The sequence below is a fragment of the Labilibaculum euxinicum genome (assembly GCF_963678175.1).
In the GTDB taxonomy this organism is placed as follows: domain Bacteria; phylum Bacteroidota; class Bacteroidia; order Bacteroidales; family Marinifilaceae; genus Labilibaculum; species Labilibaculum euxinus.
Map to the genome: position 1 here is coordinate 1725145 of NZ_OY782756.1, position 23910 is coordinate 1749054.

General features: G+C 37.7%; 23 protein-coding genes. 15 read left to right on the top strand and 8 right to left on the bottom strand.

What is annotated here, in order from left to right:
• Positions 1-31: 31 nt before the first annotated feature.
• Positions 32-1501 carry an IMP dehydrogenase gene (gene guaB, locus ACY0M5_RS07280; protein ID WP_461631294.1) on the bottom strand — a complete coding sequence of 490 codons (1470 nt, stop codon included), beginning with the start codon at positions 1499-1501 and terminating at the stop codon, positions 32-34.
• Positions 1502-1680: 179 nt separating this feature from the next.
• Here guaB and ACY0M5_RS07285 point away from each other — a divergent pair, with 179 nt between their 5' ends.
• From ACY0M5_RS07285 to ACY0M5_RS07320, 8 genes are all read left to right on the top strand, one after another.
• Positions 1681-3588 carry a RecQ family ATP-dependent DNA helicase gene (locus ACY0M5_RS07285; protein WP_461631295.1) on the top strand — a complete coding sequence of 636 codons (1908 nt, stop codon included), beginning with the start codon at positions 1681-1683 and terminating at the stop codon, positions 3586-3588.
• 99 nt (positions 3589-3687) lie between these two features.
• Complete coding sequence (locus ACY0M5_RS07290; RefSeq protein ID WP_124992198.1) at positions 3688-4317, top strand: DUF5063 domain-containing protein; 630 nt, start codon at positions 3688-3690, stop codon at positions 4315-4317.
• Between the two features lie 43 nt (positions 4318-4360).
• Entirely contained in the window at positions 4361-4945 is a 585-nt protein-coding gene (locus tag ACY0M5_RS07295; protein WP_461631296.1) for a 3'-5' exonuclease, read from the top strand.
• A gap of 150 nt (positions 4946-5095) precedes the next feature.
• Positions 5096-6283, top strand: a complete 1188-nt coding sequence (locus ACY0M5_RS07300) for a class I SAM-dependent rRNA methyltransferase (protein ID WP_124992196.1) — start codon at positions 5096-5098, stop codon at positions 6281-6283.
• Positions 6284-6407: 124 nt separating this feature from the next.
• Positions 6408-7616: a DEAD/DEAH box helicase gene (locus ACY0M5_RS07305; RefSeq protein ID WP_461631297.1), complete on the top strand. Its 1209-nt coding sequence runs from the start codon at positions 6408-6410 to the stop codon at positions 7614-7616.
• 19 nt (positions 7617-7635) lie between these two features.
• The gene (locus ACY0M5_RS07310; RefSeq protein ID WP_461631298.1) at positions 7636-8841 is read left to right on the top strand and encodes a protoporphyrinogen/coproporphyrinogen oxidase; all 1206 of its coding nucleotides are present in this window, start codon (positions 7636-7638) and stop codon (positions 8839-8841) included.
• 51 nt (positions 8842-8892) lie between these two features.
• On the top strand, positions 8893-11022 hold the full coding sequence (locus ACY0M5_RS07315; protein WP_461631299.1) for a Tex family protein: 2130 nt from the start codon (positions 8893-8895) through the stop codon (positions 11020-11022).
• Positions 11023-11061: 39 nt separating this feature from the next.
• Positions 11062-11298 carry a hypothetical protein gene (locus ACY0M5_RS07320; protein WP_124992192.1) on the top strand — a complete coding sequence of 79 codons (237 nt, stop codon included), beginning with the start codon at positions 11062-11064 and terminating at the stop codon, positions 11296-11298.
• 142 nt (positions 11299-11440) lie between these two features.
• On the opposite strand, the gene ACY0M5_RS07325 is transcribed toward ACY0M5_RS07320, so the two are convergent.
• The 6 genes from ACY0M5_RS07325 to ACY0M5_RS07350 form a co-directional block, all read right to left on the bottom strand.
• Positions 11441-12166 carry a head GIN domain-containing protein gene (locus ACY0M5_RS07325; RefSeq protein WP_461631300.1) on the bottom strand — a complete coding sequence of 242 codons (726 nt, stop codon included), beginning with the start codon at positions 12164-12166 and terminating at the stop codon, positions 11441-11443.
• Positions 12167-12360: 194 nt separating this feature from the next.
• Positions 12361-13179, bottom strand: coding sequence for a uroporphyrinogen-III C-methyltransferase (gene cobA / locus ACY0M5_RS07330; RefSeq protein WP_461631301.1), 819 nt, complete (start codon positions 13177-13179; stop codon positions 12361-12363).
• 113 nt (positions 13180-13292) lie between these two features.
• Positions 13293-14996 carry an NADPH-dependent assimilatory sulfite reductase hemoprotein subunit gene (locus ACY0M5_RS07335; RefSeq protein WP_461631302.1) on the bottom strand — a complete coding sequence of 568 codons (1704 nt, stop codon included), beginning with the start codon at positions 14994-14996 and terminating at the stop codon, positions 13293-13295.
• Positions 14997-15077: 81 nt separating this feature from the next.
• A complete protein-coding gene (locus ACY0M5_RS07340) occupies positions 15078-16853 on the bottom strand; it encodes an assimilatory sulfite reductase (NADPH) flavoprotein subunit (protein ID WP_461631303.1) in 1776 nt (591 codons plus the stop codon).
• 33 nt (positions 16854-16886) lie between these two features.
• On the bottom strand, positions 16887-17369 hold the full coding sequence (locus ACY0M5_RS07345; RefSeq protein ID WP_101310162.1) for a precorrin-2 dehydrogenase/sirohydrochlorin ferrochelatase family protein: 483 nt from the start codon (positions 17367-17369) through the stop codon (positions 16887-16889).
• An 11-nt stretch (positions 17370-17380) separates the two neighbouring features.
• A complete protein-coding gene (locus tag ACY0M5_RS07350; protein ID WP_101310171.1) occupies positions 17381-17611 on the bottom strand; it encodes a DUF2061 domain-containing protein in 231 nt (76 codons plus the stop codon).
• 754 nt (positions 17612-18365) lie between these two features.
• On the opposite strand from ACY0M5_RS07350, the gene ACY0M5_RS07355 reads away from it, so the two are divergent.
• The 7 genes from ACY0M5_RS07355 to ACY0M5_RS07385 all read left to right on the top strand — a co-directional run bounded on the left by ACY0M5_RS07355 (position 18366) and on the right by ACY0M5_RS07385 (position 22050).
• A complete protein-coding gene (locus ACY0M5_RS07355) occupies positions 18366-18584 on the top strand; it encodes a hypothetical protein (protein ID WP_461631304.1) in 219 nt (72 codons plus the stop codon).
• Positions 18585-18691: 107 nt separating this feature from the next.
• Positions 18692-18946 (top strand): hypothetical protein, encoded by a 255-nt coding sequence (locus ACY0M5_RS07360; protein ID WP_101310164.1) that lies wholly within the window; start codon positions 18692-18694, stop codon positions 18944-18946.
• A gap of 21 nt (positions 18947-18967) precedes the next feature.
• Positions 18968-19156 (top strand): PspC domain-containing protein, encoded by a 189-nt coding sequence (locus ACY0M5_RS07365; protein WP_101310165.1) that lies wholly within the window; start codon positions 18968-18970, stop codon positions 19154-19156.
• Positions 19157-19434: 278 nt separating this feature from the next.
• On the top strand, positions 19435-20148 hold the full coding sequence (locus ACY0M5_RS07370; RefSeq protein ID WP_461631305.1) for a hypothetical protein: 714 nt from the start codon (positions 19435-19437) through the stop codon (positions 20146-20148).
• A gap of 129 nt (positions 20149-20277) precedes the next feature.
• On the top strand, positions 20278-20658 hold the full coding sequence (locus tag ACY0M5_RS07375; RefSeq protein WP_124992183.1) for a pyrophosphohydrolase domain-containing protein: 381 nt from the start codon (positions 20278-20280) through the stop codon (positions 20656-20658).
• A 16-nt stretch (positions 20659-20674) separates the two neighbouring features.
• Positions 20675-21460, top strand: coding sequence for a PhzF family phenazine biosynthesis protein (locus ACY0M5_RS07380; protein WP_461631306.1), 786 nt, complete (start codon positions 20675-20677; stop codon positions 21458-21460).
• A 17-nt stretch (positions 21461-21477) separates the two neighbouring features.
• Positions 21478-22050, top strand: coding sequence for a pentapeptide repeat-containing protein (locus tag ACY0M5_RS07385; RefSeq protein WP_461631307.1), 573 nt, complete (start codon positions 21478-21480; stop codon positions 22048-22050).
• Positions 22051-22110: 60 nt separating this feature from the next.
• Here the strand turns inward: ACY0M5_RS07385 and ACY0M5_RS07390 are convergent, their stop codons facing one another.
• Entirely contained in the window at positions 22111-23781 is a 1671-nt protein-coding gene (locus tag ACY0M5_RS07390; RefSeq protein ID WP_461631308.1) for an alanine/glycine:cation symporter family protein, read from the bottom strand.
• Positions 23782-23910: the final 129 nt, after the last annotated feature.

Genomic DNA, 23910 nt, shown 5'->3' on the forward strand with positions numbered 1-23910 from the left:
GCGACAGGCTATCATGAAATATCAGATATGACTATCTGCTGTAATTTGGAGCTTCACGGGTAATTGCAACATCATGAGGATGACTTTCTGCCATTCCCGAAGCAGTTATTTTTACAAATTTAGCATTGTGAAGTGCTTCGATATTAGGAGCACCACAATAACCCATTCCGGCTCTTAGTCCGCCTACCAATTGATAGATAACTTCATAAAGAGTTCCTTTATAAGGTACACGGGCTACAATTCCTTCCGGAACTAATTTTTTAATATCATCTTCAGCATCCTGAAAGTAACGGTCTTTTGATCCTTGCTGCATGGCTTCAATGGATCCCATACCTCGGTACGATTTAAATTTACGACCATTGTAAATGATCGTTTCTCCCGGAGATTCTTCAACACCTGCAAATAAAGAACCTGCCATAATTGAATCTGCACCGGCAGCAATTGCTTTTACAATATCACCGGAGTAACGTAAACCACCATCTGCAATAACAGGAACACCTGTTCCTTCAAGGGCTTTTGCAATTTCATAAATCGCGGTAAGCTGAGGAACACCAACACCTGCAATTACACGTGTGGTGCAAATAGAACCAGGACCAATCCCAACTTTTACAGCATCAGCACCTGCTTCAACTAAAAATAAAGCGGCTTCAGGAGTTGCAATGTTTCCAACAACAAACTGCATGTCGGGAAATCTTTTTTTCGCAATTTTAAGCAGATCGGCTACACCTTTTGTGTGTCCGTGAGCTGTATCGATAATAATTGCATCGGCATTTGCATGCACCAATGCTTCAATTCTGTCGAGAGTATCGCCGGAAACACCTACAGCAGCGGCTACTCTCAGTCTCCCTTTTTCATCTTTACATGCCAAAGGCTTGTCTTTTGCTTTGGTGATATCTTTATAAGTAACCAGACCAATTAATTTATTGTCGGAATCAATTACTGGTAATTTTTCAATTTTATAGGCCTGAAGAATTGCTGCTGCCTTTTCGAGGTCGGTTGAAACCGAAGTCGTCACCAGATTTTCTTTGGTCATTATTTCAGAAATAGGGCGATCCATATCCAACTCGAAACGAAGATCACGATTGGTTACAATACCTTTTAATGATTTGTCTGATTCAACAACAGGAATACCACCAATTTTAAATTCTTTCATTAATACCAATGCATCTTTAACTGTTTTGTAGGAAGCAATAGTAATAGGATCATAAATCATCCCATTTTCTGCTCTCTTTACAGTCATAACTTGTTTGGCCTGAGATTGAATACTCATGTTTTTGTGGATAACGCCAATCCCACCTTCACGGGCAATAGAGATGGCTAAAGCCGATTCGGTTACAGTATCCATTGCAGCTGATACAATTGGAGTGTTCAGAGTAATGTTACGGGTGAAACGGGTTTTTAGATTTACATCTCTAGGTAATACTTCCGAGTATGCAGGAACTAAAAGTACATCATCAAAAGTCAGGCCGTCAGAAATAATTTTATCAGAAACAAATGACATTATGCAATAATTTTAGATTTAAATTGCATGCGAAATTACAAAAAAATAGTGGAACAGAGATTGTTCTGAATTCTAAAAAGTGTTAATTAGTTGATTCATTTCAAAAGTTACTATTTTTAATTTGTTATTTATCTTTCAAAATCATGTTTTTTTAATCAAATTACTTGTAATTCAGTTCAATGGATCGTTTTAATGGGATTCTAAAAAAATATTGGGGCTATGTAGGTTTCCGACCTTTGCAGGATGAGATTATTAAATCTGTTGCAGAGGGGAAGGATACGCTTGGTTTAATGCCAACAGGAGGAGGGAAGTCATTAACTTTTCAGATTCCGGCATTGGCAATGGAAGGGATATGCCTTGTTGTTTCTCCTCTGGTAGCTCTAATGAAAGATCAGGTGCAAAACCTAAAAGACAAAGGCATTAAGGCTGAACTTCTGTATTCAGGATTGACACATAAAGAAATTGAAATTATTCTGGATAAATGTTTATTCGGAAATATTAAGTTTCTGTATATCTCGCCCGAGCGGATAGGTTCAGATTTATTTCAAATAAAATTAAGGCAGATGAATGTTTGCCTGATTGCTGTTGATGAATCGCATTGTATATCGCAATGGGGTTATGATTTTCGGCCTGCTTACTTAAAAATCACACACTTGCGGGAGTTGCTTCCCGAAGTGCCGGTTTTGGCTTTAACAGCCACGGCAACCCCTGATGTAGTTAATGATATTCAGGATAAACTGGGATTTAAGGAGAAGAACGTTTTTCGAAAGAGTTTTGAACGTAAGAATTTAATTTATCTGGTTAGGGAGGTTGAAGATAAAAAGAGATATCTGCTTAAAATATTCAGCAAGCAGAGGGGGAGTTCGGTTGTATATGTTCGAAGCAGAAAAAGGAGTAAGGAATTAGCCGATTTTTTAAAAACAAACAATATTAGGGCGGAATATTATCATGCCGGCTTATCAAATGAGGTGAAGGATTTCCGTCAGGACAGATGGAAAAGGGGCATTTTTCAGGTTATGGTTGCGACCAATGCTTTCGGAATGGGTATTGACAAAGCGGATGTGCGGACAGTGGTACATATGGATTTGCCTGATTCGCTGGAGGCTTATTTTCAGGAGGCGGGTCGTGCCGGTCGCGATGGGAAAAAAGCCTTTGCTGTATTGCTGTATTCGAAGCCTGACAGAGTACAATTGTTGAAACGGATTTCTACTTCTTTTCCTGAAAAAGATACGATCAAAAGAGTATATCAATCGGTGGGGAACTTTTTGCAGGTTGCCGAGGGGGCAGGAAAGGATGCAGTTTTCGATTTCGATTTAGCTTTGTTTTGCCATAATTTTAAATTTAATGTGCTTCAGGCTTTTAATAGTTTAAAGGTTTTGCAAAGAGCTGGATATTTAGAGCTTACAGATGATTTGGAACACGAATCGAGAATACATTTTCGAATTGAAAGAGATGATTTGTATAAATTTCAGGTGGCCAATAAAGATTTTGATGCGTTTATAAAAGTTCTTCTTCGGTCTTTTACCGGTTTATTTACCGATTTTGTTCCAGTTAATATAGATTTGCTGGCAAAACGGATAAAAACTTCCAAGGAGTTGATCATTTCTTATTTGAAAGAATTATCGAAATACAAGGTGATTCAATACATTCCCAGAAAAAAGACACCGTTCATTATTTATACACAGGAACGGTTACCGCTTAATTTTATAAAGTTTACGAAAGAAGTTTATCAGGATCGGAAGGAAAATTTATCTCAGAAAATTAATGCAGTAATTAATTACGCTGAAACAACAACCATTTGTCGGTCGAAATATTTGTTGGAGTATTTCGGACAAAAATATGCTCCTGAATGCGGGCAGTGTGATATTTGCAAAGAGGCGGAAGGAAATGACTTAAGCAAGGACGAGTTTGCTAAGATTTGTAATGAAATTTGCGCCACATTGGGCAAGGAAACTTTATGTGTTGATGAGATTATTAAAGTATCGAAATACTCGGAAGAATCTGTTTTGGAGGTGATTCGTTTTTTGAAAGACAATGAAGAGCTTGAGTCCTTAGATGGCAATCGTGTTCGTTATATCTCCTTTTAACTCTTGTTTTTATTCTTTTATAAGCAGTAGTATATTACTATTCTGCCAAATATTCGTAAAATCTTGTTATTTTTGCATGCTTATAGTATTAGATAGAAGATGAAAGATCAGTTTGACCATATTGTTTATTCAAAAAATGTTATCGAGTTTGTAGCAGTTGCCAATGAGTTTTGTTTGCTGTTGGAAAACTGTGCCAAGATATCAAAGATTGAATTTATTGAAACAGCTCAGAAGTTATTGCCTTTGCTTTACCTTAAGGCATGTTTGCTGCCTAAAAATGAAACAGACTTAGAGGAAGAGATTGAAAAATTTGTTTCTGAGTCGGATTGGGAATTTATTCATTCTTCGGTTCAGTCAAAAATGGGAGCTCACGATCAGTATCTTGAAGTGTTCGAAGAAGATATGGAATATAGTGAAACACCAGTTATTGCTTCTATATCAGAAAATTTTGCCGATATTTATCAGGATGTAAAAGATTTTCTTACCTCCTACAGAATTGGCACAATGGATGTGATGAACGAGGCATTGTGGGATCTAAATAATAGTTTCTATCAACATTGGGGACAGAATTTAGTAAATTCATTGCGGTCAATTCATAATTTGATGGCAAAAAACGAAAATCTTGATGAGGAGATTGAAGATTCTGATCGCTCCAAATTAGATAATATCGACTTAAGTAACTCAATCTTTTCGCAGAGGAAAAGAGAATGGGGAGAAGAGGATCAATAGATGGGAAAATAAATTCATGTTTTCCTTAGAAAAAGAGTAATAGATGTTACCATTTCAAAAATCAATTACAAAGGAAGAAGTAAACGAATTGCCATTGCAGGGCTTTGATGGTGAAATTGTTCTGGTCGATCAAGACTTGGAATTGGATAATGCTGTTCAGTATTTGAAAAAATTTCCAATTTTGGGATTCGATACAGAAACGCGACCGTCATTTAAAAAGGGAAGAGTCAACGATGTAGCTTTGCTGCAGTTGGCGGCTAATTCCAAGACTTTCCTTTTCAGGATAAATAAAATAGGATTGCCTGAGCAATTGCTTGATCTTCTTGCTGATCCAAAAATTATGAAAGTTGGGGCAGCAATAAAAGATGATATTCGGGGATTGCAAAAATTGAATGATTTTGATGCCAACGGTTTTCTTGAGTTGCAGGAATATGTCTCAAAATTTGGGATTGAAAGTTATTCTCTGAAAAAGCTGTCAGCTATTGTTCTTAATTTCAGAATCTCGAAGCGCCAGCAGGTTTCCAACTGGGAAGCTGAAGAGCTAAGTTCCGGACAATTAAAATATGCAGCTACCGATGCTTGGGTATCCCTTAAAATATTCGAAAAATTAAAGGCTTCAATAGCATAGTAAACAAAACTTTAATTAAGAGAATTCTTCATTTAGTATCTGTCCTGAATTATAAAAGTTTGAATTGTTATTTTTAAAGAGAGAATCGGCGGGGAAAATTATTTTTCCGATTAGATTTCTCTCTGTTCAAAAAGAAAAGAAATTTCCAAAATGATAAATTATCCAAAAGTTATCCTTAAGCAAGGGAAAGAACATTCTATTAAACGATTTCATCCCTGGATTTTTTCGGGAGCGGTAAGTAGAGTGGACGAAGGGCTGGAAGAAGGAGATTTGGTTGCTGTTTATTCGGCAAGAGAAGAGTTTTTAGGGATCGGGCATATTGCCATTGGATCAATTGTGGTGAGAATTATTTCCTTCGAAAAAGTAGAGATCAATCTTGATTTTTGGGTGGGAAAATTCGAATCGGCCTGCAAAATGAGAAAAGCAATTGGTTTGTATGGAACTGCAGATAATAATGTTTGTCGTTTGGTGCATGGCGAGGGAGATGGGTTATCTGGATTAATCATCGATTTTTATGCAGGAACTGCTGTAATTCAATGTCATTCGGTTGGGATGTATTTGCATCGCGAAGAAATTGCGAAAGCGTTATTAGCCGTTTTGGGTGATGATTTAAAAGCTGTTTACGATAAATCGGAAGGAACAATTCCTTTTAAATCAGGAATTGAACCAAAGAATGAATATTTGTATGGAAATACAGATTCGTTTGTTGCTTTAGAGAATGGATTAAAATTCAATGTTGATTGGTTAAAAGGACAAAAAACAGGATTCTTCATTGATCAGCGCGAGAATAGAAGTCTTTTGGAGCAATACTCGAAAGGACGATCGGTGCTGAATATGTTTTGCTATACCGGAGGGTTCTCCTTTTATGCAATGCGTGGTGGTGCAGACTTGGTGCATTCTGTAGACAGTTCGGCACGGGCTATTGAGATTACAAAAGAAAATGTTGAATTAAATTTCCCCGGAGATTCCCGTCATGAGGCATTTTCGGAGGATGCATTCAAATATTTGGATCGATCAGCAGGAAAATACGATTTAATTGTACTGGATCCGCCTGCTTTTGCCAAACACAAAAATGTGCTCGCGAATGCTTTAAAAGGATACAAACGATTAAATACAATAGGTTTCGAACAGATAAGGAGTGGTGGAATCCTATTTACTTTTTCTTGTTCGCAGGCGGTAAGTAAGGAGGATTTTAGAAAAGCCATTTTTGCTGCGGCTGCGAGTGCCGGAAGAACGGTTCGGATTCTTCATCAGTTAACACAACCGGCAGATCACCCTGTAAATATATACCATCCAGAGGGAGAGTACCTGAAAGGACTGGTTTTATATGTAGAGTAGTATAAATATTTTCACAGAGGAATTAGTAACAGAATTATCAGTTTTTTGTATCTTCCCTGTCGCTTGATATTTAGTTGGTTTTCAAATTTGAAAATCCAGTAATCAATAAGTAAATCGAAAAAAATTGAAGTTTTCAGAATTTAACTTTACACCTGAATTAATGGACGGGCTTGCAGCCATGGGGTTCGAAACTCCTTCTCCTGTTCAGGAACTTGCTATACCGCAAATCATCGACAATAAGGATTTAATTTGTTGTGCACAGACAGGTACCGGAAAAACCGCAGCCTATTTGCTGCCAATAATGGATAAAATACAAAAGAATAAAATTGATGGTTTTAGCACTTTAATTTTAGTGCCAACCCGTGAACTGGCGATGCAAATTGATCAGCAAATGGAAGGTTTTGGCTATTTCGTATCGATTACATCGCTTTCGGTTTATGGAGGTGGAGACTCTTCAGTTTGGGATCAGCAGAAAAAGGGATTAATGGAAGGCGCTGATATTGTAATCGCCACTCCCGGCCGAATGATTTCTCATTTGAGTCTGGGCTATGTAAACACATCTAAATTAAAGCATTTAATTTTAGATGAGGCGGATAGAATGCTCGATATGGGGTTCTTTGACGATTTAATGCAAATCATTGGTCATTTGCCGAAAGAGCGTCAGAATTTAATGTTTTCGGCTACTATGCCATCAAAAATTCGCGAATTGGCAGGAACTATGATGAATAATCCTGAGAGCATTAATATTGCGATTTCTAAACCGGCCGAAGGAGTTTTACAAGCGGCATACATGCTTTATCCTGAGCAAAAAATACCTTTGATAAATCATTTGTTGAGAGACAAGGATATTAAGAGTATTATTATTTTTTCTGCTACAAAGTTGAATGTAAAAGCAATTACCAAAGATCTAATAAAGCATAAATTTAAAGCCGCAGGGATTCAATCTGATTTGGAGCAAAAGGAACGGGAAGATGTTCTTCGTGATTTCAAAAACAGAAAGTATCAGATTTTGGTGGCCACAGATATAATTGCCCGGGGAATCGATATCGATTCAATCGACTTGGTGATTAATTTTGATGTGCCTCATGATGCGGAAGATTATGTGCATAGAGTTGGCCGGACAGCAAGAGCCGAAACCGAAGGTGTTGCAATTACATTAATTACTCCCAAAGATCAAAACGATTTTAAAAAGATTGAAGATTTGATTGAATCCTCAGTTTATAAAATTCCTGTGCCCGAAGAATTAGGAGAAGCTCCTGAGTACAATCCAAAGTCATATAGTGGAGGCGGGAAGAAGAAATTTTTCAAGAAAAAGAATTTCAAAAAGAAATAAACGTAAACGAACCCAAATCATGAACCATTCTAAAGTATACGACATGATTGTTGTGGGCGCCGGTATCAGCGGATTAAGCCTCGCCTGTCAAGTAGTTGCCCAAAAAGGAAAACAAGTTCTTGTATTAGAAGGTGATAATAGAATTGGCGGTTGTTTAAATACTCACTACCACGATAAAAATGATTTTTGGGTGGAAATGGGAGCGCATACTTTCTATGCTTCCTATACAAACTTGATTGCGTTGATTCAGTCTGCAGGATTGGAACCAAGTATTGAGCCAAGAGCCAAGGTGGGAATGAAAGTGTTTACCGACCGGCACGAGAAAATCATGTCGGGGGTAAGTAAATGGGAATTGTTAACATCCGGGCCAAAATTGTTTTTCTCGAAACGAGATGGCAAAACGGTGAAGGAATATTTTGGGAATATTGTTGGTAAAAAGAACTACGACAAGGTTTTTAACCGGATGTTTAGTGCAGTAATTGTTCAGAATGCTGATGACTTTTCTGCAGAATTTTTCCTAAAACGAAGGAAAACAAAAAGTAAAGGGCATCCTAAAAGCTTTATCCTTAAAAAGGGAATGCAGAGTTTTATGAATGCTTTGGCCGAAACAGAAAATATTACTTTGCTTACAGGGCAGAAAGTGGTTTCGGTTCAAAAAAAGAATGAGGTAAGTGTTACAACAGAATCAGGAGAGGAATTCAACGCGAAAGACATTGCTTTTGCTGTAACTCCATCGGTTGCCGGAGGTTTACTTGCTGAGATTAATTCCGATTTGGCTGCTAAGCTGAAAGAATATACAACCAAAAATATTTTATCGAGAACCGTTGTCCTGCCAAAGGAAAAATTGTCCTTCGATCCGGTTTCTTTTATTATTCCCTTGCAAGGGTCTTGTTTTTCGATGGTGACAAGAGATGTAATGGAGCACAAAGAATCAAGAGGATTTGCTTTTCATTTCGAAGAAAATAATATCCGAAAAGAAGAACAAGTGGCTTTAATGGCTGAAATGCTTGGTGTTGATGAATCTGATTTGGAAGAGACAATTGTGGCAAATCACAGGTTGCCGGTTTTGGATTTGGGACATAAAGAGCGAATTCAGGAAATTCAAAAATTGGCGGAACAAGCAGGAGTTTATCTAACCGGCAATTATTTTAACGGACTCTCGTTAGAAGATTGTGTAGAGCGTTCGGGGAACGAATGCAAAAGATACCTAAGAAATAATAGTTAACAGGCAGGAGTGCTCTCAAATCTCAGGTCTAATATCTCATATCTAAAATAGATGAAAAAATACATAGATCATATAAAGAAAAGCTTGCAGTTGCAGGCTTTTCAGGTTGAAAATACCTTGCAGCTATTGAGCGAAGGTGCCACTTTGCCATTTATTTCCCGTTATAGAAAAGAGATGACGGGTAGTTTGGATGAGGTGCAGATTGGCAATATAAAAGACGAAATTGCCCGTTTAACGGAGCTGGATAAACGTCGCGAAAGCATTCTTGATTCCATTGAGAAGCAGGATAAGCTCACCGATGAGTTGAGGCAACGCATTATGGCTTGTGGAGAGCTAAATCAGTTGGAAGATTTGTACCTGCCGTACAAGCAAAAGAGAAAAACCAAGGCGGTAAAGGCCAGGGAAAAGGGACTGGAACCCTTGGCAAAAATCTTAATGAAGCAGGAAGAACGTGATGTGGAAAGCAGAGCATCGCATTTTTTGACAGATGAAGTGCCAAACACCGATGAAGCTTTGCAGGGGGCACGGGATATAATTGCCGAGTGGGTAAACGAAAATGAGGTGGCCAGAAATTCGGTTCGCAGCATATTTCAGCGTCAGGCGGTAATTCGTTCTAAAGTAGTAAAAGGAAAAGAGGAAGAAGGAGAGAAATTCAAAGATTATTTTGAGTCGGAAGAGCCTTTAAAAAAAGTAGCCTCGCATAGAATACTGGCTTTGCGAAGAGGCGAGGCCGAAGGAGTTTTGCGTGTAAGTATTGCTCCCGATGAGGAGGAAGTATTGGATCGGTTGAACCGGCTTTTTGTGAAAGGAAATACTGCAGCTTCCCAGCAGGTAGAACTTGCAGTAAAAGATGCCTACAAAAGATTGTTGGGATCATCATTGGAAACAGAATTTGCAAATGCTTCGAAAGAAGCTGCCGATAAAGAAGCCATTCGGGTGTTTTCAGAGAATCTAAGACAGTTGCTTCTATCATCTCCACTGGGACAAAAACGTGTTTTGGCTTTAGATCCGGGTTACCGAAGTGGATGTAAAGTGGTTTGTTTGGATGCGCAGGGAAATTTACTGCACAACGAAACTATTTATCCGCATCCTCCGCAAAATCAGGGAAGTATGGCGGCTAAAAAGCTGACCAACATGGTCGAGACTTATAACATTCAGGCCATTGCTATTGGTAACGGAACAGCCAGCAGAGAAACAGAACGTTTTGTAACCAATCTTCATTACGATCGAAAAGTGCAGGTTTTTGTAGTGAGCGAGGCCGGAGCTTCTATTTATTCAGCATCGAAAGTAGCCCGCGAAGAGTTTCCCGAATATGATGTTACCGTGCGTGGTGCAGTTTCCATTGGCCGCCGGTTAATGGATCCATTGGCCGAGTTGGTGAAAATTGAAGCCAAATCGATAGGTGTTGGACAATATCAGCACGATGTAGACCAGAGTTTATTGCAGCAAAGTCTCGATCAGGTGGTAGAGTCTTGTGTAAATAAGGTGGGTGTTAATTTGAACACGGCCAGTAAGCATTTGCTCAACTACGTGTCGGGTTTGGGCCCGCAATTGGCTCAAAATATTGTTGATTACCGTGCCGAAAACGGAGCTTTCAATACCCGCAAAGAGATATCCAAAGTGAAACGAATGGGCGCGAAGGCATTCGAGCAATGCGCAGGTTTTCTTCGTATTCCCAATTCTGAAAATCCATTGGATAACTCAGCCGTACATCCCGAATCCTATGGCATTGTAAAACAAATGGCAAAAGACCTAAAGTGTTCGGTGGCCGATTTAATTGCCGATCAGGAATTGCGGAAGCAAATCGACTTGAATAAATATGTTAGCGGCGAGGTCGGATTGCCTACCCTGAAAGATATTATGGAGGAATTGGAAAAGCCGGGCCGCGATCCGCGAACCATTATTAAGGTATTCCAGTTTAAAGAAGGAATTTATAAAGTAGAGCAGTTGGAAGTGGGCATGGAGTTGCCGGGAATTGTAACCAATATCACCAATTTTGGCGCCTTTGTTGATGTTGGCGTAAAACAGGATGGTTTGGTTCATATCTCGCAGCTGGCAAACCGGTTCGTGTCCAATCCGGCCGATGTAGTTCAATTGCATCAGCACGTAAATGTAAAAGTTACCGAGGTTGATGTTGCCCGAAAAAGAATTCAATTATCAATGAAAGATTGCGAACAGTAAATTTCCTACCATTTTTACAAAATCAGAAAACGAGAAATTATGGAATTTAACGATCAGGAAGTAATTGTTGATTGCCCGCATTGCAAGGGTGAAATCATTGTGAATATTTTAGAAATCACAAATCATCATACAGTAAGTTGTCCAAAGTGTGGGAAGAAAGTAGATTTATCGGCAAATGATCCTTCTGCAAAATTAGGCATTCCTAAAACGTATATGCCTTTTGAAGGATTAGGTGATTATCTGAAACAGGTTGAGGAGAAGAAAAAGAAGAAATAATTCATAAACCTCTGTGTCCCTCAGTGCTCTCTGTGGTGGAAAAAATAAAAATAAATTTTGACCACAGAGTACACAAAGTATCGCAGAGAAAAAGGTGAGAATTGAAAGAGGCATTCCCGAAAAGAAATGCCTCTTTATTGCTCTAACGACGATTAACATCTCCACCGCTCGAGTCACTTACGTTTATTTTTGCAGGATTTCCATAGTAGTTAACATCACCACCGGAACTAGCACTGGCCTCAATTTCTTCTTCTGCATATACAGTAACATCGCCACCACTTGACGCTTTTGCTTTACAAACTTTTGCGATTAATTCTTTCGCTTTTAGATCGCTGCCACTGCTTGCTTTACCAGCAAAAAAATCAGCTTTTCCTCTTAGTGTGGCATCAGCACCAGAGCTAACACTGCAGCTTAATTCTTTAGCATTTAATTCCATTTTGGCATCGGCGCCGCTGCTTACCGAAATATCTAATTTCTCTGCGTTTATCATGTTTCTGGTTTTGAAATCTGCTCCGCTTGAAACGTGTATTTCGGTAACATTTACCAGAGTAAGGTAAATATCCATTTTAGTTGCCCTGCGGATATTACCATCTACTTTAAGAATCAGTTCGTTTCCTTTTACACGCGTAATAATGTATTCCATAAGATTTTCGTCAGCTTCAACACGTAAAGATTCTTTGTCGCCCTGAGTCACATATACGTTCAATCCACTACTTGCCGAAATTGCAGAGAATGATCCAATTTCACGATCTTGTGTTTGAACATTACCGTTCCCTTTTTCGCCCCAAAATTGGGCACTTGTATTTCCTGTAAGCAGAAAAGTAAGACCTACAATTAGAAGGGAGGCCTTTTGGATAATTTTTTTCATAGGTATTTGTGTTTTAAGTGAAAATGTTAATCAGTATATAAGACGCCGTGAACGTGAATTAAGTTACAGCTTAAATAAAAAAAGCAGAAATTCATAAGAAAGTCTGCTTTTGATATTTTGAAGAAAAGACGAGTAAATTGAGTGGAGTGTTGCACAGAATTTATTTGTTCAGCATTACATATTCATCTGAATTTTTAAAACAGGTTTAAAAATGGTTGTCTGATAAAGTTTTTAATTCTACTCGAAACGGCTGCTTTGCCTCTTAAACTGACTTCTCTGCTTCCAGGAATTTGAGTGTGATTTCCCAATACAATTACTGCTGGTGAAGCCGGCAATTCGCTGTTTTTTATTTGGCTGAAAAATTTTGTGTTCCCGCTTATCACATCACTGTCTGTATAGCTAACCTTCGATACCACATTGATATTGGTTTCCTTCGATAATTTTTTGTGAAGCTCATCAGCCATGTCTTTTAAATGTTCAAGCCCCATATAGATTACAACTGTATCATCGTTCTCAATTTCCCTGACAATTTCGTTTAAAGCACTTTTTTCACCACCAACTTTTACGGCAGAATGAAAATGAATGCCCGATGATTTCCCTCTTTCAGTAAGGGGAATCCAAAACTCACTGGAGGCGGCCATAGCAGCGCTGATTCCCGGAATCAGTTCAAACTCTAAACCCGCTTCCAGCAGGAAACGAATTTCCTCAACACCTCTGCCGTAAACCATTGGGTCGCCTGATTTCAATCTCACTACCTCACTGCCCAGCAAGTAATACATCAGCATCTGATCATGAATATATTCTTGTCTGCATACCGGATTTTTACCATCGCCTGATCGCTTCCCTACATCAATAAGAATCGCTTTGTTGGGAAACAGAGCACGAACTTCATCGGTAATTAAGGCATCGTATAAAATAACATCTGCATTCTGAATGCTTCGTAAAGCTTTTATTGTGAGCAGATCGGCAGCACCGGGTCCGGCACCAACAATCCATATTTTTCCTTTTTTCATATAATGATATTTTTAACCACAAAGGGAACACAAAGGACTTCTCAAAGTCCCCTTTAGGGGATTTAGGGGTTTCTAGACTTTCGACCTTTCAAGACCTTTTGACTTTCCTATGTTTAATGCTTAAAATCCTTGGGATTCACAATTTCTGCTATGTATTGTTTGCGGATCACAAAATCACCAAATTCTTCACCTTTTGTTCTGTTTTCGGAATAATCTTTAAGAATCGGACGAAGCTCATTCAGTATTTCTATCTCGTTCACATTTTCGCGATACAGGTTGTTCAGGCGTGTTCCCTTAAAATTTCCACCCAAATAGAAATTGTACCTTCCTGGAGCTTTTCCGATAAAGCCTATTTCGGCTACGTAAGGTCTTCCACAACCATTGGCACAGCCTGTCATTCGAATCACAATTTCATCCTTGGTTAAGCCAAATTCCTGAAGGCTGTCATCAATTTTATCGATCAAGAAAGGAAGATATCTTTCTGCTTCAGCAAAAGCCAGACTGCATGTGTTTAGAGCAACACAGGCAATAGAGTTGGCTCTTGTCCCGGAAATTGTCTGAGGCAAAAGCTGGTGTTTTTTCAGAATCTGACTGATTTTACCTTTGTTTTCTTCCTCAATCTTGCCTAGAATCAGGTTTTGATTCCCCGTTAACCTGAAATCTGAAATATTCAAACTTGCAATTTCCTGCAGAGCTGATTTTATGGTGATCTGCTCAACATCTTTTACTCGTCCGCCTTCAATAAAAAGACCCAAATACCAAAGGCCATCTTTGGCTTTTTGCCATCCGAATTTATCACCGTTGCGTACTAAAGCATAGCTTTTTTCAGGCTCTAATGAATAACCAAGCTTCTCATTCAGTAGTTCTTTAAATGCATCAACCCCAATTCTGTCGATGGTGTATTTTAAACGGGCATTCTTTCTCACTTTTCTATTTCCCAACTCCTTTTGCAAGAGTACTACTTTTTCAGCAACATCCACAGTATTCTCTGCCGAGGCAAAACCCAGAACATTTCCCAATCGGGGATAGGTTTCCGCATCGCCAAAAGTTGTTCCCATTCCGCCGCCAACAACAATGTTGAATCCTTCCAGAACACCATTGTTTTCAATGGCAATAAATCCCAAATCCTGAGTGAAAATATCTGTATCGTTAAAAGGAGGAGTGGTAAATCCAATTTTGAACTTTCGTGGCAGATAAACAGGTCCGTACAAAGGCTCTACTTCGCCGGCACTCCCTTCGGCCACTTTCTTTTGGTCTAGCCAGATTTCGTAGTAGGCCGGAGTTCTTGGGGTTAAATGATCGCTCACTTTGCCAGCCAATTCCTGTACCTGATCGAAAACTTCGGATGCATACGGATGAGGACTAGCCATTACATTTCGGTTTACATCACCACAGGCTGCAATGGTATCGAGCAATGCCTTGTTTATGGATTGGATACTTGGCTTTAGGTTTCCTTTTAAAACACCATGAAACTGAAATGCTTGTCTGGTGGTTAATTTGATGGTTCCGTTGGCATATTCATCTGATATTTGATCGATTTGCAGCCATTGCTTTGCATTTACAACACCGCCAGGCACTCTCACCCGAATTAAAAAGGAGTAATCTGGTTCCAGTTTGGTTTTCTTTCTTTCCCGTTCGTTATCCCGATCGAATTGTTGGTAAATGCCATGAAATTTAGAGACTTGTCTGTCATCAAGAGCAATGGCTCCTGTAATTGGATCGGCAAGACTTGCCTCCAGTGTTCCGCGCAAATAGTTGCTTTCGGTTTTTATTTTTTCGACTTCGGACAATTCTGCCCAGTTGATATTATCTGACATAGGTTTTTTAATTATGAGTTGAGTAAGATCGAAATTGAATGCTTTGTGTTGTAAAAATTCATAATTTTTAACTCAGAATGATTAATATACATCGAGCAGTAATCGCTTTTCTTTTTTCAGGTTTTTTAGATATTCTTCTGCTTTTTCAGAAGTTATTCCACCTTCCTTCTGAATAATTTCCAGCAAGCTTGTCTGAACATCTTTGGCCATGTATTTTTTGTCTCCGCAGATGTAAAAATGAGCACCGTTTTCGAGCCATTGAAATATTTCTTTCCCATTTTCCTTCAGTCGGTGCTGCACGTAAGCTTTTTCTTCCTGATCTCTTGAAAATGCAACATCTAATTTTTGAAGTATTCCTTTTTTAAGGAATTTCTGCCACTCAAGTTGATATAGAAAGTCTTTTTTGAACCGTTGATTTCCAAAGAATAACCAGCTTTTTCCTTTTGCCTTATTTTGTTCCCGTTCTTGCAAAAAGCTTCGGTAAGGAGCCACGCCGGTTCCTGCGCCAACCATAATCAGCGGTTTGTTTTCATCATCCGGCAAACGGAACGACTCGTTTTTATCAATGTAAATGGGCAAATGATCGCCTACATTAATTTCATCGGTGATGTAAGAGGAACAAGCACCGTTTCTGTCGCGTTTTTTACGATTGTATCTTACCGAAGCAATGGTGATGTGAACTTCCTCAGGATTTGCTTTCGGACCTGAAGAGATAGAGTAGAGGCGTGCATATAAAACCCGAAGAGTAGATAAAAATTGATCGCTGGTAATTTCTCCAGGGTAATCTTCCAATAAGTCATATGCATCAGCTCCGTGAAGATAGTTTTCCAATTCATCCTCATTATTCAATAGCAGTTCAAGATCCTTATTCTGAGTTATGGCTTTGTACTTTTCAAGAACCTCGCGGTTCAAAACAGTGATCTCCAGCTTGTTTTGTAAGGCCCGAAATAAACTGATTTCTTTCTCATCAATTGTAACTATTCGTTCCGGATCATCTTCCAATTTGTCAATTATCAAGTCCACCAAATCAATAGGATTATTGGGCAAAATACCAATGCTGTCTCCCGCTGTATATTCAATGCCCGAATTTTCTAATGAGATTTCAACATGGTAAATTTCTTTTTCAGAATCAGTCGTTGTGATTCTCACTTTTTCCAAAACTTCGGCATAGTATGGATTGGCGCGGTTAAATTTCTTCTTTGGCACAGAAGCGCTTGCAGATTGGGTTGAAGCAATAACTTCCGGCACCAAGCTCTTCAATTTACCAGTCACTTTTTCGATCCATTGTTCGGCGACTTCTTCGTAAGCAACATCACTGGTTTGAACCGGCAAAATTGCCTGCGCACCTAATTTTGTAAAAGCTAGATCGAAATCAATTCCTGTCTGGCAATACTTCTTGTAGGTTTTGTCACCCAAAGCAAGTACCGCATATTTGGTATCGGGTAGTTTTGGTGCTCTTTTGCCGTGCACATATTCGTACAAATCTTCAGCCTGAATAGGAGCTTCACCTTCACCATGTGTACTTACGATCAGGAAAAGGTATTTTTCCTTTTTTAAATCATTTTTCGTGTAAAAGTCAAGGCCTTGTATCTTCGCATCGAAGCCCAGTGCTAAAACTCTATCGTGAAGATCCATAGCTATTTCCTTGCTGTGTCCGGTATGCGTGCCAAATAAAATAGTGATACTTTCGGAAGATTTTTGATCGGAAATTATCGGAACATCAATTGCATTCTTTTTTCCATTAATAATCCCCGATAGGTATCCATTTACCCAAACCAATTGCTCGGCAGATAAATCTTGAATCAGCTTATTTAGCTGAGATAATTGTTCTTGATTGATTTGAAATTCTTTTCCCATGTTCTTTCAGTTATAGAAAATGTTATGCCACTATTAGTTAGCAATTAGTTGTTTTTGAAGCTGGTAATTTTCAAAGTAATCTTTCAGTTGATTTCTCATGCGAATCGATTCGTAAACATCTTCACCATTAGAACTTACAGCAACACTAATGTTTGAATGTTTGTAAATGGCGGGGGAAACGAACTCACAAAAATCTGGTTGATCGTGTACATTTAGTAATACCCCGGCTTCTTTTGTGTCTCGCATTAATTGTCTTACAAAAGCAGGATCTTCAACACAGCTGTAGATTAAAAAATAATCTTTTAGCACTTCCTTGCTGTATTGTTTCTCGTGATAAACAACACCTGAATTTTTAATCCAGCTAATGATTTGAGGAGCAATCACCTCAATTAGATTTGTGCTCCGTTGTAATATTTTAAGTTTTTTATAGGCATCTTCATCGCCTCCAATAATTAAGATTTTTTTATCTGTTATATCTAAGGCTATTGGTAAAAATTGTTTTTTCTGTTTCGACATGATTGCTCTTTTTAAATGTGATAATCAATGGGATGTTCTTTTTCTTTTCCTAATTGGATTTTATTCCATGTTCTTTCATGGATAAAATAGAGTCCCATTTTTGTAAACAACTCAACCCCTCCAATCGACATGGCCCATTTTAAATCTCCAATCACTAAATAGGAGATTAAGATGGTATCAATGGTTCCAATCGTTCTCCACGAAATGGTTTTTAGTACACTTCGGTATGTTTTTTCCTTCATTTTAATCGACTTACAAGAATAAAAAAAGTCCTTCTGCGCAGCAGAAAGACTCGATATGTAATGTTCATTTAGGTACATAACGAATTCTGCTAGGGTGGATTCCATAACATACACATACAACAACATGTTGCTGAATTGGTTCTGTTTGTTGTATGATTTGAATTTATATTCATCCTTGTGCGAAAAATATATTCTTGAATTGATTAAGTCTGTTGTTGAGATCATTTTGTCGAATAAAAAAAGCCTTTTTGCTGTTGCAAAAAGGCTCTTGAGAATATTCTGATATCTAATTCGTCAATTTAAGCTGTTCCTTTTTGCATAACAATACTTTCCATACACATACAACATGTTGTACACATACACAAAGACATTTTGTTATTTTGAAGAAATTGACTCATTGCTAAATAGGATATTTTGATCTGTTTATCGGATACAAGTTTAGGAAGATATATTGATGATTCCAACAAAGAGATAATAAAAAAGACTGTGTTGTCTTTTTATTATTTAAAAGAAACGTTTGCATGAAGAATGGCATCTATTGCTCAATTAGGCTTTTTATCAGTGTGTTACGCTTGTTTTTGTTGGGGAAGTAATTTAAACTGTATTTTTTAAGAAGACAACATCTTTGAGATCGGAAGAAAAAAATAAGATTTATTTTACATTAAATTATTCATTTAGTAGTTCTGTCACAGTAAACTTGTTATATGAATATTCAATTATGACGAGAAAAAACAGAATTATAAGCTTTCATAAGATGAAGCGGGAAGTTGTACATCTGATTCATGAAAAATATCCTTTTGGTTACGATGATGAGATTAAATTTCACAATTTAGGAGCCGGAAAAAGTTTTTATGCTTTTAATTTTATAACAGAAGAGTATAATTATTTGGTTAAAGTCGATATGAATGTTGATTTTTTGGTGGCTGAGATTGGGTTTGAAGAAGCTAAATATGAGGAGGCTTATTCATATTAAGTTTACTTGAGAAATAAAAAATCAGATTTTATAAATAGTTAAGTCTATTTTGTTGCTTGGAGTTCAATCTCTTCCTATATTTACATCACAAAATTAAATCAAAAATTATGCTCCCAAAGTTTTTATTAGCAGACAATTCACAAGAGTTACCAGACACTCTTTTTATCGTTCACACACGTTCACCAAAGTGTATTATCGAATGTGATGTTGAGGATTTCAACTCTAACCAAACTGTTTATTGGCTGGAGAAAACTCCGGAAGATCAAAATCTGATTGAAGATTTGATGGATGAGGCTGAAACCTTCTATAACGATGAGTTAGAGAATCAGGAAGATCTTTACGATGAAGAGTTTGATGATTAATTAATTTGTAAAACACAGATCATGAGTAAGAAATTAAAACGATCATCGGATAAGATGATTGCAGGTGTTTGCGCAGGTATTGCAGAATATTTAGGATGGGAAATTAGTCTTGTTCGGGTTGCTTATGTATTGCTATCAATATTTAGTGCAGGATTTCCAGGTTTGTTGGTTTACATTATTCTTTGGTTCGTATTGCCTGAAAATAATTAGAGAATACATTGTTAGTATATACAAGGGGAAGAGCGATAGCTTTTCCCTTTTTTTATGTGTAAATCCGCGCAGTTTATCGGAGATAATAGTGGACAATTTGCAGTGTTTAATAACAGTTGACATAGGAGATATTTATCATGATTTCCGTTTTCTATTTCTTCTATTTTTGCACCTATTTTAAACAAGCAGGAGGGAATGCTGACTAAAGTAAAATGGAATTTTATTTTAAAATGCAATCTCTTTTTATACTAACAACAACACCTTAATTTTTTTTACTGATGAAGTTTTTTAAATCTATCGTATTGATAGGATTAGTACTTATCTGCGGGGGAGTAAAAGCAGACAATTTACCATCTAAAACCAGAGTGAATAGTAGCATTGATTTGGTTAGCCGTCATTTGTGGCGGGGGTTTAACAGTGGCACGGCACCAACTATCGAACCTACTTTAGAATTCCAAACCGGCAAGTTCACTGCAGGCGCCTGGGGGGCATATTCTTTCGATGAGAGTTATCAGGAAATTGATTTGTATTTACAGTACAACACACCATTGTTTCAATTTAGTTTATTCGATTTTTATTGTCCTGCGCCTGACTTTTCAAATTCAAAGTTTTTCGATTTTGACAGTAACGAAAGTGTTCACTTATTTGATGTTTCGGCAAAGTATAAAGGCTGTGCTAAATTTCCAATTTCAATTATGACTTCCGTATTATTTTATGGAGAAATGGATCGTGATAAAAACAATGACCAACGTTATTCAACCTATTTTGAATTTGGATATTCAAATTTTATTGGAGGAAAGAAATTCTCATGGGCTTTGGGTCTTACACCTTTTAAAGGGATGTATGATGACAAAATGAATGTAGTTAATGTGAACATGACCATGTACGATAAAATTAAACTGAGCGACCAGTTTTCTTTACCTGTAAGGGGTGGTCTTACTTTGAATCCTGTTACTGAAAAACTATTTCTGACATTTGCTATCACATTATAATTACAATGAAATATATTTGAAAAGGCTGCCATGTGCAGCCTTTTTTTATGCAATCTGCCCGAAAATTATAAAAGAATTGGTGATATTTAAACTTTAAAGTCGTTTTAAGGAAAATTGAATGAAAAAAGTATGACAGCATTAGAAAAGGTGAATGAATTTCACGAAGCATTTGGTGTAAATGTTGAAAATACACCGGTAATTCCCGCCAAGGAAAGATGTGAATTAAGACAAAATATCATTCAGGAAGAAGTTGATGAACTGAAAGTTGCCTGGGAATCGGGGAATTTGGTTGAGGTGGCAGATGCTTTGGCAGATATTCACTACTTGATAATGGGCACTGTGCTCGAATTTGGTCTTCAGGACAAATATGCTGAGATTTTTAGCGAAGTTCATCGAAGTAACATGAGTAAGTTGGATGAAAATGGGAATCCGATCTATCGGGAAGATGGGAAAGTGATTAAGTCGGAACTGTACTCAAAACCAGAGATTGCAAAAATTTTAAACCGTTAGAACAAATTACTACACTATGAAACTTCAGAAATATCATGTAGATGCCTTTACAAATAAATTGTTTGGCGGAAATCCTGCTTGTGTTATCCCATTAAAAGATTGGTTGCCTGATGAAATCATGTTTTCCATAACCAAAGAGAATAATTTGGCTGAAACAGCTTTTTTTATTGAGACAAAAGATGAATTTCACATTCGTTGGTTTACTCCTGAAGTGGAAATGGATTTATGCGGGCACGCAACATTAGCAACGGCGCATGTGATTAAAAAGCATCTTAATTATAAAGGTGATGTAATTCGGTTTCAATCGGCAAGCGGAGAACTGCAAGTGAGTTTTGAGGCTGATAAATATGTGTTGGATTTTCCTTCCCGTATGCCTAGAATTGCTGAATTGCCCGAAATTATAAGTGCAAGTTTAAATATTCAGCCCAAAGAGGTTTATTTGGCCAGAGATTATGTATTGGTTTATGAATCGGAAGAGGAAGTAAAGGCATTAAATCCTGATAAAAATAAATTGGAACAAATTGATTTGGGACATGGAGGAATAATTTGCACTGCATTAGGTAATGAAGCCGATTTTGTGTCCCGATTTTTTACTCCGGGAGCAAGCATTTTTGAAGATCCTGTAACAGGATCAGCGCATTGCAGTCTGGTTCCATTTTGGAGCAACCGCCTGAATAAAAATGATTTGTTAGCTTATCAGATATCTGATCGACATGGTGTTTTGAATTGTACAAATATGAATCATCGTGTGATGCTTCGAGGAAATGCAATAACGTATAGTGTTGGTGAAATTTATTTATAGAAGAAAGAATTGTAATTATGCCAAAGGTGTATATAGAGGATCAGGTTTTTGAAAAGAAGAATTATTCCTTGGAAGCTTTGCCAAAAGGAGAGTATGAGAATTGTCGTTTTGTGAACTGCTCATTTGCCAACAGCGATTTGTCTGAGAATATATTTCTTGAATGTGAGTTTGATCAATGCGATTTAAGTCTGGCGAAACTAAATTACACGGCTCTGCGCGATGTAGTTTTTAAGACCTGTAAAATGCTTGGGCTTGGCTTTCAGGATTGCAATCAATTATTACTCTCGGTTCAGTTTAATGATTGCCAGTTAAAACTGGCATCGTTTTACAAGTTAAAACTAAAAGCAACAAAGTTTATTAATTGCAATTTACAAGAGGTCGATTTCTCTGAAACTGATCTTTCCGGATCAATCCTGGACAATTGCGATTTGAGTAGAGCCGTTTTCGAATATACAAATATTGAAAAAGCAGATTTACGAAGCTCCTTTAATTATTTGATTAATCCTGAAATCAATAAAATTAGAAAGGCAAGGTTTTCTTTACAGGGAGCGGTTGGTTTATTAAGTCAGTACGATATTGAGATTGAATGAAAGAAATTCATTACAGCAAAAAAAGAGACTCAGTTGAGTCTCTTTTTTTTAACTGCTTATCTAAATTTCTCCGGGATGTTCTTTTGAAAATTTATCAAGGTAATTGTTCATGGTTCCTTTCATATCTTTTCGCAATAGTAGAATACCAATAAGGTTGGGAAGTGCCATAAGTGCAATGGTAATTCCCGAAAGAGTCCAGATAACTGTTGTATCGGCAAACGAAGCGATAAAGAAGCCAATGCAATAGATGATTCGGTAGGGAAGAACACCTTTTGCACCAAACAGGTAGGTTACCGACCTACCGCCGTAGTAGGCCCAGGCAATAGCTGTTGAAAAGGCAAACAGAAGCAATCCAAGGGAGACAATCCATTTGCCCCATTCTCCAAAATAACTTCGGGTGAAGGCTTCTGCGGTTAAGGGAGCCGAATGCATTAACGAATTGCCTTGAAAATATTCCCCATTTTCATTTACGTACTTTCCGTTTTCAATGGGAAGTGTTCCGCTGTACAATTCTTCATCGTTTTTGTAAACTTTCACTTCTTCGGCAAGTGAGCGGGAGTTGATTATAGAAACTGGATTTTGAATAATTCCATTTTTCACTTGCAATTCACCAGAGAAAACGGGCAAATCTGTTTTCCCATTTAAAAAATTAAAAAGTTTATCCTGATCTTTCGTATTCGAATCGTTATACTGATCAGCCATAATCACCATATCAGTATTTTGAAATCGATTGGAAAGTTTTTCTTTCCAAACACCAGACGATAATATCACCAATCCGGTTAAAGAGCAAATGACAATGGTATCAATAAATGGTTCCAGAATAGCAACCATTCCTTCGGATACGGGTTCTTCGGTTCGGGCAGCAGCGTGAGCAATTGGCGCGGATCCCTGTCCGGCCTCGTTACTAAATAAACCACGGTTTACACCACGGTTAAATGCATAAGCAAAACCAGCTCCCAGGAAACCACCTGTGGCAGCTGTTCCTGTAAATACATTTGCGAATACCGAAACCAGCGAAGGGATGATATTTTCGTAGTTATAAAGAATTACAGATATTGCACCAACAAAATAGATGATAGCCATTGCAGGAACCAGTTTGTCAGTAACCTTTACAATTCTTTTTATTCCTCCCAAAATTACAAATGCGAGCAATACAGCCAGAACACCGCCGGTAATCATTTGATCGAAGCCAAAAGTAGAATAAAGTGAACTGGATATGGAATTAATTTGAGGCAAGCTACCTGTACCAAAAGAGGAAACAATTGTCATGGCAGCAAAAAATCCGGCAAGCCAAGGCATTTTTAGTTTGTTTTTCATGTAGTACATCGGTCCGCCGGATATAAAACCTTTTTCATCGGTTTCACGATATTTATGCGATAAGGTAACTTCAACAAATTTGGTGGTCATACCCAAAAATGCGGTTACCAACATCCAGAATAATGCAGCTGGACCTCCTAAATAAATAGCAAATGCAACTCCTGCAATATTACCGGTACCAACAGTGCCCGAAAGTGCAGTGGCTAAGGCTTGAAAATGAGAAGCATCTCCTTTTTCGCCGGGTTTGTCGTATTTTCCCCGAACTACTTTAAGAGCGTGTTTAAAAAATCGGATTTGTGGAAACTTAAGGTAAATGGTGAAAAATATACCAGTGAATAGGAGCAAAAGAGTAAACCAATTGCTTCCTCCTAAATAGATTTCAATTCCGGCTAAAAAGTCGTTTAATTTGTGCATAAAATAGGGGATTAGTAGTTTTTGGGTTAATAGATTTATTTTAAAATCTTTCTAAGATAAAGGTTTATTTTTAATAGTCTAAAATTGAAATTAAGAATATTCTCTATTGGGAAGTTACACGAGCAGTGT